Raw genomic sequence first — 14,282 nt, 5'->3', positions numbered from 1 at the left:
ATGAGCGTCCCGCTGCCCAGCACGTTCCAGACCCGGACCATCGACGCGGACGGCGTCGCCATCCACGCGGTCGTCGGGGGCGACGGGCCGCCCGTGCTGCTCCTGCACGGCTACCCGCAGACGCACCTGATCTGGCACGACGTCGCGCCCGCGCTGGCGGCACGGCACACGGTCGTGCTGACCGACCTGCGCGGGTACGGCGACAGCGCCAAGCCGGCGCCGGTCACCGACGACCTCTACTCCAAGCGGGCGGTGGCCCGCGACCAGGTCAGCGTGATGCGCGAGCTGGGGTTCGACCGCTTCGCCGTCGCCGGACACGACAGGGGCGCAAGGGTCGGCCACCGGATGGCCCTCGACCACCCCGACGCCGTCCAGGCGCTCGCCGTCCTGGACATCGTGCCGACCCGGCACACGTTCGCGCATGCCGACGCGGCGTTCGGCCTCGGCTACTTCCATTGGTTCTTCCTCGCCGCCGGCCATGGAATTCCCGAGCGGCTGATCGGCAACGATCCCGAGTTCTGGATTCGCAGCCGGATGACGGCCCGGCATTCCGGAGGCGCCGCCTACGACGAGAGCGCGGTCCGTGAGTACGTCCGCTGCTTCTCCGACCCCGCCGCGATCGCCGCCTCCTGCGCGGACTACCGGGCGGCGGCCGGCGTCGACGTCGAGCACGACGACGCCGACGCGGCGGCGGGCAGGCGCGTGCGCTGCCCGGTGCTGGCTCTCTGGGGCGAGCACAGCTTCGTGGGCCGTACGTACGACGTCCTGAAGGTCTGGCGCGCCTACGCCGAGCACGTCACCGGTGCGGCGCTGCCGAGCGACCACTACCTGCCGGAGGAGGTGCCGGCTCTCGTCGCGGCGGCACTGGAGGCGTTCCTGGCCAGGGCATGAGATTGATCAGTAGGGGACCGCCGAGGAGCGATCATGACAAAGACGTCGAGATCTTGGTGCTGCGGCACCAGCGCTGCGACAGCCGGACCGGCCCTGTCGGCCCGACGCCCTGCCCGTCGTCTGGCCGGCCTTCCCTCATCCACCGCTCATGCGTCCCGGAGGCCGCGGGCCGCCGTGACCTCCGTCTACACTGAGGCCCGGCATTTCGTGACTTTCCCGCAGTTCACAGAAAGGCTGAGAATGGCCGATGAATCAGTCCCCATAGACGCAATCCGGTCACACGTGCCGCACACGGCACGAATCTGGAATTACTGGCTGGGGGGTAAGGACAACTACGCCGCGGACCGGGAGGTCGGGGACCGAGTCCGGAAGATCTTTCCGGTGGTGGTGGAGCTGGCGCGGGCCGACCGGCTGTTCTTGGGACGGGCCGTACGGTATCTGACCGCCGAGGCGGGAATCCGGCAGTTCCTCGACATCGGCACCGGGCTGCCGAGCCAGGACAACACCCACGAAGTCGCGCAGCGGGTGGCCCCCGAGTCGCGGATCGTGTACGTCGACAACGACCCGCTGGTACTGGTGCACGCACGAGCCCTGCTGACCGGTTCCGCGGAAGGCTCCACCGACTACATCGAGGCCGACCTGCGTGACCCGGACGCCATCCTGCAGGCTGCGGCGAAGACACTGGACTTCTCCCAGCCGGTGGCGATCATGCTGCTGGGCGTCATGCACTTCATCAGCGATGATGACGAACTGCAGCGCATCATCGACCGACTGCTGGCCGCCGTGCCGTCCGGCAGTCACGTGGCGGTGGCCAACACCACCACAGCCGTCAACGGTGAGGTCACCGCCGAAGCGGTACGCGTGTGGAACCTCGATGCCGAGCCGAAACTGAAGCTGCGAACCCCCGAGCGGATCGCCGCGTTCTTCGACGGCCTGGAGCTGGTGGAACCGGGCTGGGTCTCCTGCTCACGGTGGCGCGCCGAACCGGACTACGACGGCAACCCGCCTGCCGAGGTCGATCAGTGGTGTGGAATCGTAGGCAAAAACTAGCGCACCTGTGCTCGGGCAGTGCGCCTCCCGACAATCACATCCGCGCAGGTCATAACCTGCGCGGGCTTAGCGTGACGGCGCGAGGTTCGGCCACCCACCGGGCGGCGATCGCGGTGATCGAGTGGCCGGCCAGCCGGGGATCGGCCAGGTCACGCCGGCACTGCTGCAGGCGGCGCTCGCGGACCCAGCCGGCGACGGTAGGTCCTTCGGCGTGAACAGCTTGTGCGGGTAGCGCAGCGAGATGTGGTGCGCTGCGGCGATCGCATCCGGGGTCAACCGCGCATCGCCGAGGTTCTGCCGAATGAAGGCGTGAATCTGAGCCGGCAACCCTCGCCGCCTGATCTCGGGCGGTAGCGCGCTGGGGACGTCCAGCGCGCTGGCCAGCGCCGCGGTCACGCGGTTTCGGTTGAGCAGCCGCGGCAGGAACAGCACGCGGCCTCCCACCGCTGACATCATCTACGGCCGAAGCGCCAGGCGGTCAGCGGCCGTACGCCTCCAGCAGCCGCAGCCACACCTCGCTGACCGTGGGGAACGACGGGACCGCGTGCCACAGCCGGTCCAGCGGGACCTCGCCGACGACCGCGATCGTCGCGGCGTGCAGCAGTTCTGCGACATCCGTACCCACGAGCGTGAAGCCGACGATCACTTTCCGGTCCTCGTCGACGACCATGCGGGCGTGCCCCCGGTATCCGTCGGCATGCAGGGCGGCTCCGGCGACCGCGCCCAAGTCGTAATCGACGACGCGGATCCGTACCCCGGCGGCCTCGGCCGCGGCCGCGGTCAGCCCCACCGACGCGATCTCCGGTTCGGTGAAGACCACCTGGGGCACGGCGCGCTCGTCGGCCGTGGCCACGTGCCGGCCCCAGCGGCCGTCCTCGACCGCTTCGCCCTTCGCCCGCGCCACGATGACGTCGCCGACCGCGCGGGCCTGGTACTTGCCCTGGTGGGTCAGCAGCACTCGCCGGTTGACGTCTCCGGCGGCGTACAGCCATCCGTCATCGATCGGCGTCCCGTCCTCCCCGACCACGCGCAGCGTGTCGTCCACCGTGAGCCAGGCGCCCGGCGTCAGGCCGACGGCGTCGAGACCGATGTCCTGCGTGTTCGGTGTCCGGCCGATCGCCACCAGCACCTCGTCGGCCTCGACCTGCTCGCCGTCGGTCGTCGTGATGTGCACCGTTCCGGCCTCGTCGCGGTGCACCGATGTGGCCTCCGCACCGAGGCGTACCGACACGCCGGCCTCCCGCAACGACTCGGTGACCCGCTCACCGGCGAACGGCTCGGCCTGCGGCAGCACACCGTCACGGGCCAGCATCGTCACCGAGGAGCCCAGGGCGGCGAAGGCGGTGGCCATCTCCGACGCCACCACGCCACCACCGATGATCGCGAGCCGGCCTGGGACCGTGCTCGCGGCGGCCGCCTCCCGGCTGGTCCACGGAGCGGCGTCACGCAAACCGGGAAGGTCGGGCAGCAGCGCGCCGCTTCCGGTCGCGATGACCACCGCGTGCCGGGCCGTCAACGTGACCGGGACGCCGTCGTCGCCGGTCACCTCGACCACGCCCGCGGACACGATCCGGCCCTGACCACGGCGCAGAGCGATCCCGGCCGAATCGAGCCAACCGGCCTGGCCGCCATCCTTCCAATGGGAGGCGAAGGAATCCCGACGGCCCAGCACCGCTGCCACGTCGAGACCGCCGGTCACCGCCTCGCGCGCTCCAGGCACCTGACGCGCCGCCCGCAACGCCGCCGCGCTGCGCAGCAACGCCTTGGTCGGCATGCAGGCCCAGTAGGAGCACTCCCCACCGACGAGTTCGCGCTCGACGACGGCGGCGCTGAGCCCGCCCCGCACCACCCCGTCGGCGACGTTCTCCCCGACCGGGCCCGCTCCGATGACGATGACGTCGTACGTGTTGCCGTCCATGTCAGTTTCCCTTCGCGGCGCGGCCGAGACGGAAGGCCGAGATGAGGAAGAAGATGCCGCCGGGGATGGCGTAGCCGACCGCGTTGGTCAGCGTCGGGTTGGGAGCGGAGGCACCGAGGATGAACGACGCGCCGGCGAGTACGGAGATGGCACCGCTGATGATCATCGGCCACTGGCCTCCCAGCTTGCGGCGGGTGACAGCCACGATCAGCTGGACCGCACCGGCCACGACCGCCCAGGCGCCCCACACGCGCAGCACCGCCGGGATACCGGACGTGCAGGCGACTGCCACGCCGATGGCGGTGATCAGGCTGACCGCGATGTTCACGTACAGCAGGGCAGGTGATCCGGTGGTGCGCGACGCGCGGGCGTCGATGATGGCGGCGGCCACGTCGAACAACGGGTAGAGCACGAGCAGAGTGACCGCGAGCGGACCCAGGTTCGCGGCGGTCGTGAACATCACGAGGGCCCAGACGATGGCGAACGCGAACCGGACGAAGTACAGCCGCCGCAGTGTGAACGCGGTCCCGGAAATGCCGGGCGAAGCAGCGATGGAGCTCATGATGATCCTTTTCAGAGTTTGAGTGATGAGGAGACCGCCTCGCTCGTTCCGGGAAGGCGCTCCCGGCGCACGGCGCTGCCGACGGCCATGGCCGCGGCAGACGCTCGACGGGGATCCGGACGGGCTTCACGAAGCCGCGAGACAGAATGTTCTATCTCCCAAAGCTTGCAACCAACGGCGCAAACTGTCAAGACCGAACGTTCTACCTACTAAGATGGTCTCATGCACAGCGAATCCGAAGGCCGACCGTCCGAAGCGCGGTCCCGGCTGCTCGACACGGCCACCCAGCTCTTCTACGGGCAGGGCATCCATGCCGTCGGCATCGATCGCATAGTCGTGGAAGCGCAGGTGACGCGGGCCACCCTCTACCGGCACTTCGCCGGCAAGGAAGACCTCGTCCTCGCCTACCTGAGCGGCGTCGACCGGGCCATGCGGAGCCCGGCGGAGGAGGCCATCGCCGCCGGGCTACCGGCCGCCGACGCCATCCTCGCCCTCAGCAAATCCATCGCCCAGAGCATCCAGTCCCCCGGCTTCCGGGGATGCGCCTTCCTCAACGCCGCCGCCGAGTATCCCGACCCCGAGTCGCCGGTACGCCAGGCCGTGCTCGCCCACCGCCAATGGTTCCTGGACACCGTCACAGGACTGCTGGCCAAGATCCGGGAGACAGGCGCCGAGCCCGCCGCCCGCCACTTCGTGATGATGCGGGACGGCGCCATGGCCGCCGGCTGCCTGTTCGACCCCGTGCTGATCAGCGAGACCTTCCAGCACGGAGTCGAGAGGCTCCTTCAGGTTTATGCCGCCACCGACCAGGGGTCGCCGTAGAACTCTCGCGGGAAATCGGGGGATTCAGCCCGACGTCCGGTCGGCTCACTGGGAGCGGCACACAGAGTGTGTCGCCGCCCTGAGCGCCTGGCGATGGAGCGTGTCCAGCCGTTCCAGCGCCGCCCCCGATCCAGTGGCCAAGGCCAGCTGCGCCGTGCAGGCGATGGGCTTGTCCCGCAATTGCTCTGTGTTCTTGAGCTCTTGAAGCAGGTCCGTGGTCAGTCGGTCGAGCTGCTCGCGGATCTGGCCAAGGTCGGGGCGCGTTGTGGGCGCTTCCTCCGGGTGAGCGGTCCAGCGAGCGAACAATCCCTTCTGTACGACCTTGCTCGCGATGATCTGGTCCCGGAAGAACGCCACTGCCGCATCCGGGTCCACCCCGGCAGCGTCGGCCTGCTTGCGGACCTGCTCCAGTACCTGTTCCTCGCGCACAGGGTCTTCGATGGGCGAGTCGGTGCCGAACTTGGATGCCGCCACGTCATCACTCACGCGAATCCGCTCGATGACAACGTCCGTCAGAGGGCCAAGCCTGCCAAGTGGCTTGGTCGTCTCAACTGTGCTGCTGACGGATTCGGCGTTCATATGGGCACCCGCGGCCATGGCCTGAGGGGCGGTCAGTACTGTTGCGACTCCCAACAATCCGGTGATCACGGCGCAACGCGTCATCCTGTTTCGCAGGTTCACTTGTCTACCTCGGTTTCGTATGTGTGCTTCAACGGGCCGTTCACAGGTTCAGGACCTGACCGGCAAGGGGATCGCGCGGAAGACGTTGTCCGGATCGAAACGGCGTTTCATGGCGAGCAGCCGCTCAGTGTTCGGACCGTAGGCGTGTGCGATCTGTGCGACCTCGTCTTTCCCGAGCAGGTTGGGGTAGCCGCCCGGCAGCGCATCGGGCTCGAGGGCGCTGGTCAGGTTGCCGGCCCAGGCGCGGTGGTCCGCTGCACGGGTGTCGCCAGGTTCCCAGAGGGCGATGATCTCGATCATGAGGTGCGGGTCGCGGTTGCCGAATGCCGTCTCCGTCACGGGTACTCGTGCTGCGGCTCCGTGCAGGCTGTGCACCGATATGGCTGAATGGGGCGAGGTCAGGGTGGGGCCTGCGAGGCTCAGCGTGTCACGCACTCCCGAGGTCAGTGACGGTACCGAACGAGGGCGGATCTCGACGTGCCGGCCGAAGGGGAACTGCGCGTCGATGGCCGCGAGCAGCTCGGGCATGGTGGTGGGGGCGAATTGGGAGACGAGGGGCGTGCCGAGGGTGTCGAGCCGCGCCAGCGCGCGTTCTCCCGCCGCGGCGTCGTCGCCACTCCAGGTCGGCGAGAGAAACACCACGGGCTTGCCGTCGGGGCCGGACAGGACGCCGAACTGCACGGTCAGCTCGTCCGCGCTCTCAGCCAGAACGTCCGACAACCCGGCCAGTACGTCCCCGGCCTGGTCCCACGGGAACAGCACCATGCCGGACAGCAGCGTCGGCACGGCGTGCAGACGCACGCGCATCGAGGTGACGAGACCGAAGTTCCCGCCGCCGCCGCGCAGCGCCCAGAACAGGTCCGGCTCCCGTTCGGCGTCGGCAGTGACGACGGAGCCGTCGGCGAGCACCAAGTCAGCGGACAACAGGTTGTCCAGGGCGAGGCCGAAGCGACCGCTGAGCGGTCCGTAGCCGCCGCCGAGTGTCAGGCCCGCCATGCCCACGGAGCCGGCGGAGCCGGTCGCGGCGGTCAGACCGAAGGGCTGGGCGGCGCGGACGAGATCGGCGGCCGTGGCCCCACCGGACACCTCGGCAACCTCTGCCACAGGGTCCACCGTCACCCTGCGCAAACCGGAAAGATCAATGGTCAGGCCGCCGTCGCTCAGTGACCTCCCGGCCCAGTCGTGGCCGCCGCCGCGCACCGCCAGAGGTACCCCGGATTCCCGCGCGGCCAGCACGGCAGCTCGGGCCTCGGCCGGGTCGGCGCACCGGACGATGACGCCGGGGCGGGCGGACACGGCGCCGTTCCAGATGGTTCGGCCGGCGTCGTAGTCCGGCCCGGTGGTGGCCACTCGTCCCTCGCGGATGGTCCGCCGCAGGGTATCGGTCAGACAGCCGAGTTGTTGGTGTGTCGTCGTGGACATGGCACCTCTATCTTGAGGATCTTGACAAAAGGTGTGAGCGGCTATCGCCCTCGCCGACCACTGCGGGCAGGCGCCGTGAGACGGTCCGGCCGAGGCGGCCCCGCAGCGGCATCGGCCGGCGAGGTGGTCAGGCGGGGACGCGTTTCACCGGCTGCTGCGGGCAGCGTCCTCGATCATGTGCGCGACCGTGCCGGGACGGCTGATCATCGCAGCGTGGGAGGCGTTGACCTCCTCGATGTGCGCACCGGCCCGCTTGGACATGAAGCGCTGGACGTCGGGAGCGATCGCGTGGTCCTGGCGGGTGATCAGGCTCCAGGAAGGAATGGTGCGGAACGCTTCCTCCACGCTGGCGTCGGAGACCGCTTTGGTGTTGGCGGGCCGCTGGACCGCTGCCAGATTGGCGGCTGTGGTCTTGTCGACGTCGCCGGCGAAGACTTCCCGGAAGTGGTCCGGATCGATGGACACCTCCGTACCGTCCGGGACGGCGGTCGAGACCAGCGGGATGGGCGGTGAGGACTTGGCAGCCAGATCGCCCACCGTCTCACCCTTCGCGGGGATGAAACCGGCGATGTAGACCAGGGCCTTGACGTCGGGATCCGAAGCGGCGGAGTTGGTGATCACGGCACCGCCGTAGGAGTGGCCGACCAGCACCACGGGGCCGTCGATCGTGGACAGGTAGCTGGAAACGTAGGCCGTGTCGCCGGCGAGCCCCCGCAGAGGATTGGCGATGGCGCGCACCGGATAACCGTCCTCGCGCAGCTGCTCCATCACCTTCGACCAGCTGGAGGAATCCGCCCACGCTCCATGGACGAGGACGACGGTCGGCTTCGGGGAAGCGGAAGAAGATCCTTCAGCGGTCGCCATCGCCACACCCGGAGCGGTGGTGGCACCGAACAGAGCGAGGGCGCCGGCGGCGAGCGCAACGCGACCGGGGATACGAGTTCGCATGATGTGGCCTTTCGGTTCAACTGTGGCTTCAAGGTGTAGAGGGCCGGACGCCGTCGCCTCGCCCGGCGGCTGTGCCCCGCCCCCCGGTGGGCGGCCGGGCTCGGCAAAGCGGCTGCAAGAGTCCTGCGACAGGTGCAGTCATGTCTCGACCCAAATGGAAGGAGAACGTTCGGTCTCATCATGAGATGCGCCCAACGATCTGTCAAGACAGAACGTTCTATCTCCCTTGTTGCTAGCCTGACGGTATGAGCCCGCATCGCGAGAGGCACCTCAGGCGCTCAACGTGTCAAGCAGCTGCGGCAAGAGCGGGTGGAAAGGCCGTGGTCTCATCGAACAGCGCGTGGTGCTGGAGGCAGCAGTAGAGCTGGCCGAGCATCTCGCTCCGCACGGCGCATTACCCTGCACCTGCCCCACAACTGGCCATGGCAGCAAGCCGGGACGCATATGTTCGCCATCACACACGGCCCACCGGAACTGATCCGTGGCCGTGCGCACCTGGCGGCCACGCCGGTTTCAGTGCCCGGCGAGCAGGACCGGGGTGCGGCGGAAACTGCCCGGGGAAGTCCCGTACACGCGGCGGAAAGCGGCCGAGAAGGCAAACTCGCTCGTATACCCGACCTGGCGCGCGATGGCTGCGAGCGGGGCGTCCGACTCGCGCAACATGCGCGCCGCGCGGCTCAGGCGCCGCGTCGTCAGGTACTTCATCGGTGGCACGCCCACCACTGTGGTGAAGCGGCGCGTGAACGCCGTGCGCGGCATGGCGGCTGCCGAGCTCAGCTGGGCCACCGTCCACGCTCGCTGCGGGTTCTCGTGGATCTCGCGCAGCGCGGCGGCTATCCGGGGGTCGTCGGCGCGCGGCCGGCCGGACACGTCCTGCTCGTCGTACCACTGCCGCAGCACCTCGGCGAGAACCAGGTCGAGGAGTGCGGGCAGCGTCGCGCCGGTGCCTGGGGCGGTCCCGGCGACATCGGCCGCCACGTCCGCCGCGAGGAGATCGATCAGTGTGCGCAGCCGTGGGGTGCGCTCGTATTTCGGCGACAGCGCGATGAGGTCCGGCAGCGCGCTCAGGTACTGCGGCGCCGGACCGTGATCAAGCCGGTAGGCACCGCACAGGAACTCGAAGTCCGCCGGGCCCGGCTCCGGCGGAAACGGGCCCGGCACCACCTCCGGCAGGTCCGCCAGCGCGCACGGGGTCGCGCGCAGCCCGTGCGCGGCGCCTGACGAGGCGAGCACGACGTCGCCTGGCCCGAGCCGGACCGGCTCCCCGTGCTCCGTGATCAGCCAGCACGTGCCGCGCCGGATGATGTGGAACCCGCTGCCGGAGAACGCCGAGAACCGCACGCCCCGCCGGTCTGTCTGCCGGATCAGCCGGGCACCCGCGCTGCCGACGCGCATGGTGCCGATTATCTCGCTGATCAGGTCCATGCGGCTGATTTTAGCGGCGCGCACAAACGCGTATGGACCGGCGGCGCTCGCGTATGGCCGAGGTGCGACAGCGGTGGTTGGCTCGGTGGCATGATCGACGATACCGACAAGACGAGCGACATCCTGCGTGCTCACGCAGAGAAAACCGAACAGAACGAACGCCCAGCGCCGGAAAGCCTCGACGCTCTGCGGGAAGCCGGGGACTTCGCGTTGCGGACACCGAGCGAGCATGGGGGAACAGGGGCGGGCGTCGAGGCCGTGGCCCGGCGCCTGACCGCGCTGGGGCGGGCCTGCCCGTCGTCGGCGTGGGTCACCGGGACGTGCGCGACGGCCAAGAATCTCGCGGTCGCGTGCTTCCCAGGCTCGGACGAGCTTTTCGCCGACGCCGACGCGCTCTTCTGCGGCTCGGGTGTTCCCGGGGCGCGGGGCGTACGGGACGGCGACGTTGTGCGGGTGTCAGGTCGCTGGCAGAACGTGTCCGGATGCGAGGACGCGGCTTGGGCCTCGGTCGCCGTGCTGGTGGACGGTGTGTTCTCCTTCGCCGTGATCCCAGTGGCGGAGCTGACGATCGACCGGACGTGGCAGATGGCCGGGATGCGCGGCACAGGCAGTCAAACCCTCGTCGCCGAGGACCTGTCGGTGCCCGCGTCGCGGGTCGCGGCGGCGGCCCCGTTCGGCTTGAACGACCAGATGCTCTACTCGATGACGGTGCTCGGCCCGGTGGTCGGCGGCGCGCGAGGTGCACTCGACGCGACGTACGCGATGTTCGCCTCGGACCGCAAGCCGTTCATGAGCGCGTACACGCGGATGGGGGAATCGCCGGGTGCGCGGCACTGGCTCGCGGAGGCGGCGCACCTGGTGGACCGAGCCGAGGAGACGATGCTGTCGGTCGCGAGGGAGGCCGACGCGCGCGCACTGTCCGATGCGGACAGTGCGCGGCTGCGCATGGCGCTGGCGGACGCGGGCCGGGACGCCCGCGCGGCCGTTGAACGGCTGCTGGACCTCAACGGCGCGGGCGGCTTCCGCACGGCGAACGTGCTGCAACGCTTCTGGCGGGACGTGTCCGTCGGTAGCCGCCACCCGCACCTGAACCCGTACCTCGCGGTGGAGACCTACGGAACCGCGCTGGCGGGCGCTTGCGATGCTCGATGATCCTGGGGCCGGGCATGGGTGGGCCTTGAGCGTGGGGCAATGCGCTAATCGGGCACCGGCCGCAGCAATTCCGACAGCCTGCTGAGGATCACATCGAGTTCCGGGTCGGTGAGGGGGATGAGTTCGAGGGTGAGATCGCCCTTCTCCTGGTCATGGGCCATGACCCAGATCTGCGGAGAACCGCTCTGAAGAGCTCTCGCCAGGGCGGCGGCGTTCATTCCCGCGCCGGCGGCGTCGACGCGGAGCCGTGCGCGCGGGAACGGCAGCCCGGTCGGGTCGGGAACGATCGCAGCGCCGATGCCCCGCAGGCCGTTGGCCCTTTCGGTGAAGCGTGCGACCTTGTCGTACTGCTCCTGCTCCCATACCGGCCGGTTCATCTCCTGCCGTGCCCGGAGCGCGGCGACCACGCCGAAGATCGCCTCCTTGCTCGGCTTCATCGCCCGGCCGATCCCCTTCTCCTGCGCCCGAACGGCCCGGACCAGGTCGGCGCGGCCGATGACCAGTCCGGCCGTGGGTGAGCGCAGGTACTTCTGGCCACTGACGGTCACGAGGTCGGCACCGGCGCCCAGCAACTCCTCGATTCGGAAGTCCTGGGCCGCGCCATCGATGATCGCGGGAACGTCGTGCCGGTGCGCCGCCGCTACCGCCTCCGCCAGTGGGATGTCCTCCCCTCGGGTCAATCGGGAGGATACGAGCAACAGGCACGCCACGCCTGGGCGGGCGAGGTTCTCCTCCAGTTCTTGGAGGGAGCACCTGGCGTCAGACCCCACCAGTGCCGGTGTCGCCCCGGTCAACCGGATGTCCTGCATGATCGGATGCCCATAGTCGATGGCATGCCCGGCCGGGAGCAGAACGGTCCTGCGCATTCCCTCGGTGTTGGGCAGGGCCGCGATCCGTGACTCCGACGTACCGGTCATCGAAGCCGCGACGGACAACGTGACGGCCGCGGACGTGCAGTGCACGACGGCGCCGGCTTCTCCTCCCATGACCTGGACAATGGTGCGATCGGCGAGATCCTTCAGTTCCTCCATGACGAAGAAGCCGGACAGCGCCTCGGCCGTGGCCGAGGCGACCCGGTCCGTGCTGCGCGAGACGCCGAGCGGTGTGAACGGTCCACGCGCGTTGATGACCGGCGTCAGGCCGTACTGATCGTGAAGTTCCATCTTTTCCGTCTCTCAGGGTCGATCGGGCCATGTCCGCGGCGGGTGCCGGCGTAGAAGCGGTGCGTGGAATCGGACGCGCAGGTAGCAGCCCGCGGTCGGTCAACTGCCGCAACCGGATCTGGGAGAAGAAGATCGTGCTCCTGATGAACCTGGTGCCGATGGACGAGGCCTTGATCGCGATCTCGAACTTCATCGAGGACGTCCGGGTCACCGCCCTGGTCGGCCGGACTGCCTGACCAGCAGCGCGAACCCAACCGTCAGCCGGCCAGGATGAGCAGGTCGCAGTCTTCCTCGATCGGGCCGGTGTCAGGATGCGTGGCGAGGTCGGCGTCCAGCGCGGCGAATCCCTCGGTGATTTCCTGCTCGGTCAGCTGGTCGAAGACCGAGCTGGCGCGCAGCCGCAGTCGCGCGGCGTAGTCGGCGAGGTGGTCTGCGAGACGGTGCCGGACCGAGGTGAGGGCGACCGGGTGCATGCCGGCCGTGGCGAAGGCCTGCTCCACTTTGGCGACGGTGGGAAAGAGCTCTTCCTCGATGGTCCGGGCGCGGGGAAACCAGCGGTGCCACAGCGGGTCGGGCATCCGATCGGCGAAGATGTTGCGGACGAGCAGCCGGCCGTCTGGGGCCAGCACGCGGGCGATCTCCGCGGCCGCCGCCGGTAGGTCCTGGATATGGTGGATCACCAGGTAGAGCAGGGCCAGGTCGCACCCGTTGTCGGGCAGTGGGATCCTCTCGGCGGCGCCCTGGAGATAGCTGACCGACGGGTGGGCGGCGAGGCTCTCGGCCACCTGGCGCATCCGTGCGGAGGGCTCGACGCCGTACACCGGGCCGCCGAAGGTGTCGGCCAGGGCCGGGGAGAACCGGCCGGTACCGCTACCTAGGTCCAGGACCGTCAACGGCCGCCGGGACGGCGCGTGCCGGGCGAATTCGGCCATCCAGGCGGCGATGACGTCGGGAGGCAGCGCTCGACCACGGGCGTACACCAGGTGCTGACGGTCGTCGTAGTTGATTCGTCTGAGCACACTGCCGAACCTATCCCGGCCGACTTCGGCGGTCCACGCTATGAGCGACGGCGAACCATCTCCCCAACTGGCGGACGTGACCACAGCATTGACCACGGCGTCCGCCTGCCGGCCGGAGACATCGACCTCTTGGTAGCTCAACGAGAGAACGTGGACACCTTCGCCACCGCTCTCTCATTACCGTACCGACGAGACGGGGGGTGCGCGCTGAGACCGCGGCCGACGTGGTCACGGCACGCCGGGAGATGCCCAGGCTCGCCGTGCCGCCCAGCATGGAAGGGTGAACACGCGTGTGTACGACATGCTGGTGGAGGAGCGCGAGCAGATCGCCCAGGTGCTGGCCGGGCTGACCCCCGAACGGCTCGGGCGGCAGAGCCTGTGCGCGGAGTGGACGATCCACGAGGTCGGCGCGCACCTGACCACGTTCCTGCGGTGCGGGCAGCTCAAGCTGTACGCCGGACTGCTGGCCACGGCCGCCGACCTGGACCGCGTCAACCTCACCCTCACCCGCTGGGCGGCACGACGCAGCAGCGAGCGCAACATCGCCATCCTGCGGCGGCTGGCCGGGGCGCGCACTACGATCCCGCGCTCCGGCTACGACCCGGTGCTCACCGACGCCGTCCTGCACGACCTGGACATCCGCCGACCGCTCGGCATCGCCCGCGCGCTCACCGAGGAACGGCTGTGGGTGGCCTTCCAGCACCTGACCGTCAAGCCCTCGCCCGGCTACACGATGGGCGCCAGGCTCGACGGGCTGCGGATCGAGGCGACCGACACGGGCTGGAGCCACGGCGACGGCCCGGTCGTGCGCGGCCCGGCCGAGTCGGTCATCCTGGCGATCAGCGGCCGGGCCACGGCCCCGGGCGAGGTGTCCGGCGACGGCGTGGACATCCTGCGGCAGCGCGTCACCGCCGGCCCCAAGCCCGGCCCGCTGCGCCGCGTCTGGACGGCCACGATGGTCCTGCTCGACCCGCAGCCGCCCGACCGCCGCTCCAGGGACGCCGTCAGCGAGCCGCCGCCCATATCCCAGATTGCCGGTTCCTGAGGCATTCGCGGGGCTACCCATCGGCCCCATGTACCTCACCGGGTATCGCGTGACTCCTGCCCGGCCGAAGGGCTGCCTCCGACTCCTCCACGGTGGGCAACGGTTCACCAGCGAACTGCAGATCGGTCAGCTGTCGAGCGGCGTGCCTATCACCAGCAGGGGCAGGGTTCCCGCCTGCGGAGCC

General features: G+C 69.5%; 15 protein-coding genes. 6 read left to right on the top strand and 9 right to left on the bottom strand.

Going from position 1 to position 14,282, the window contains the following annotated elements; genetic code table 11:
- A complete protein-coding gene (locus ACFPZ3_RS26165) occupies positions 1–891 on the top strand; it encodes an alpha/beta fold hydrolase (RefSeq protein WP_379516872.1) in 891 nt (296 codons plus the stop codon).
- Positions 892–1,131: 240 nt separating this feature from the next.
- A complete protein-coding gene (locus ACFPZ3_RS26160) occupies positions 1,132–1,941 on the top strand; it encodes an SAM-dependent methyltransferase (RefSeq protein ID WP_379516871.1) in 810 nt (269 codons plus the stop codon).
- Between the two features lie 66 nt (positions 1,942–2,007).
- Here ACFPZ3_RS26160 and ACFPZ3_RS26155 read toward each other — a convergent pair whose 3' ends face one another.
- The 3 genes from ACFPZ3_RS26155 to ACFPZ3_RS26145 are packed head-to-tail and all read right to left on the bottom strand — an operon-like array spanning position 2,008 to position 4,421.
- Positions 2,008–2,373: a hypothetical protein gene (locus tag ACFPZ3_RS26155; protein WP_379516870.1), complete on the bottom strand. Its 366-nt coding sequence runs from the start codon at positions 2,371–2,373 to the stop codon at positions 2,008–2,010.
- A gap of 46 nt (positions 2,374–2,419) precedes the next feature.
- Positions 2,420–3,859, bottom strand: a complete 1,440-nt coding sequence (locus tag ACFPZ3_RS26150) for a dihydrolipoyl dehydrogenase family protein (RefSeq protein ID WP_379516869.1) — start codon at positions 3,857–3,859, stop codon at positions 2,420–2,422.
- Between the two features lies 1 nt (position 3,860).
- A complete protein-coding gene (locus ACFPZ3_RS26145; protein ID WP_379516868.1) occupies positions 3,861–4,421 on the bottom strand; it encodes a hypothetical protein in 561 nt (186 codons plus the stop codon).
- Between the two features lie 222 nt (positions 4,422–4,643).
- On the opposite strand from ACFPZ3_RS26145, the gene ACFPZ3_RS26140 reads away from it, so the two are divergent.
- Positions 4,644–5,243 carry a TetR/AcrR family transcriptional regulator gene (locus ACFPZ3_RS26140; protein ID WP_379516867.1) on the top strand — a complete coding sequence of 200 codons (600 nt, stop codon included), beginning with the start codon at positions 4,644–4,646 and terminating at the stop codon, positions 5,241–5,243.
- Positions 5,244–5,288: 45 nt separating this feature from the next.
- Here ACFPZ3_RS26140 and ACFPZ3_RS26135 read toward each other — a convergent pair whose 3' ends face one another.
- The 4 genes from ACFPZ3_RS26135 to ACFPZ3_RS26120 form a co-directional block, all read right to left on the bottom strand.
- Positions 5,289–5,924 (bottom strand): chorismate mutase, encoded by a 636-nt coding sequence (locus ACFPZ3_RS26135; protein WP_379516866.1) that lies wholly within the window; start codon positions 5,922–5,924, stop codon positions 5,289–5,291.
- Positions 5,925–5,972: 48 nt separating this feature from the next.
- On the bottom strand, positions 5,973–7,346 hold the full coding sequence (locus tag ACFPZ3_RS26130) for an FAD-binding oxidoreductase (protein WP_379516865.1): 1,374 nt from the start codon (positions 7,344–7,346) through the stop codon (positions 5,973–5,975).
- Between the two features lie 144 nt (positions 7,347–7,490).
- Complete coding sequence (locus tag ACFPZ3_RS26125) at positions 7,491–8,210, bottom strand: alpha/beta fold hydrolase (RefSeq protein WP_379517056.1); 720 nt, start codon at positions 8,208–8,210, stop codon at positions 7,491–7,493.
- 597 nt (positions 8,211–8,807) lie between these two features.
- Positions 8,808–9,719, bottom strand: coding sequence for a cupin domain-containing protein (locus ACFPZ3_RS26120; RefSeq protein WP_379516864.1), 912 nt, complete (start codon positions 9,717–9,719; stop codon positions 8,808–8,810).
- Between the two features lie 90 nt (positions 9,720–9,809).
- On the opposite strand from ACFPZ3_RS26120, the gene ACFPZ3_RS26115 reads away from it, so the two are divergent.
- Complete coding sequence (locus ACFPZ3_RS26115) at positions 9,810–10,871, top strand: acyl-CoA dehydrogenase family protein (protein ID WP_379516863.1); 1,062 nt, start codon at positions 9,810–9,812, stop codon at positions 10,869–10,871.
- Between the two features lie 44 nt (positions 10,872–10,915).
- Here the strand turns inward: ACFPZ3_RS26115 and ACFPZ3_RS26110 are convergent, their stop codons facing one another.
- Positions 10,916–12,034 (bottom strand): aminotransferase class V-fold PLP-dependent enzyme, encoded by a 1,119-nt coding sequence (locus tag ACFPZ3_RS26110; protein WP_379516862.1) that lies wholly within the window; start codon positions 12,032–12,034, stop codon positions 10,916–10,918.
- Positions 12,035–12,063: 29 nt separating this feature from the next.
- On the opposite strand from ACFPZ3_RS26110, the gene ACFPZ3_RS26105 reads away from it, so the two are divergent.
- Positions 12,064–12,270, top strand: coding sequence for a hypothetical protein (locus tag ACFPZ3_RS26105; RefSeq protein ID WP_379516861.1), 207 nt, complete (start codon positions 12,064–12,066; stop codon positions 12,268–12,270).
- 21 nt (positions 12,271–12,291) lie between these two features.
- Here the strand turns inward: ACFPZ3_RS26105 and ACFPZ3_RS26100 are convergent, their stop codons facing one another.
- Positions 12,292–13,053 (bottom strand): class I SAM-dependent methyltransferase, encoded by a 762-nt coding sequence (locus ACFPZ3_RS26100; RefSeq protein WP_379516860.1) that lies wholly within the window; start codon positions 13,051–13,053, stop codon positions 12,292–12,294.
- A 280-nt stretch (positions 13,054–13,333) separates the two neighbouring features.
- On the opposite strand from ACFPZ3_RS26100, the gene ACFPZ3_RS26095 reads away from it, so the two are divergent.
- Entirely contained in the window at positions 13,334–14,098 is a 765-nt protein-coding gene (locus ACFPZ3_RS26095) for a maleylpyruvate isomerase family mycothiol-dependent enzyme (protein ID WP_379516859.1), read from the top strand.
- The last annotated feature ends 184 nt before the right edge of the window (positions 14,099–14,282 follow it).

The sequence above is a fragment of the Nonomuraea insulae genome (genome assembly GCF_042656245.1).
The sequence above is the reverse complement of the archived record's forward strand: the minus strand, read 5'-3'. Positions and strand labels throughout refer to the sequence as shown.